The organism is Arthrobacter sp. HMWF013, assembly GCF_003061105.1.
GTDB lineage: Bacteria > Actinomycetota > Actinomycetes > Actinomycetales > Micrococcaceae > Arthrobacter.
The window spans coordinates 1-430 of the sequence record NZ_QAIQ01000380.1 but is presented as its reverse complement, the minus strand read 5'-3'; the positions used below and the strand labels follow the sequence as shown (position 1 = coordinate 430).

Below are 430 nucleotides of genomic sequence, written 5' to 3'. Positions count from 1 at the left end.
GCCCTGGGCAAATGGGAACACCCGCTGGACATGGGAACCGCCGGCACCGGTGAATGGCTGCCCTACGCGTACTCGCCCCTGCTGCAGTCCTTCGGCGGGGACCTCATCAACCGCGATGGCTTCCAGTCAGCGGACGGCGTCCTCAATGGGGATAAAGCCGTTGAGTGGGCCGGCTGGTTCCGTGGCCTTGTGGACCAGGGCTTTATGGCCCAGAAGAGCGGAAAGGACTCCACCCAGGACTTCCTGAACAACAAGAGCGCCATCCTGTACACCGGTTCCTGGGCCGCGGACAAAGCCAAAGCCGCCTTTGGCGATGACCTGGTGGTTATGCCCACCGTGGACCTCGGCAACGGCCCCAAGATCGGCGGCGCTTCCTGGCCGTGGGGCGTGACCAGCGGCTGCGAAAATGCCGATGCGGCCATGGACTACC

At 64.4% G+C, this 430-nt stretch carries 1 protein-coding gene; it reads left to right on the top strand.

The genetic code is table 11. The annotated features are described in order from the left end of the window. The coding region (locus DBR22_RS24550; RefSeq protein WP_258229205.1) for an extracellular solute-binding protein at nucleotides 1-430 on the top strand (430 nt) is incomplete at both ends.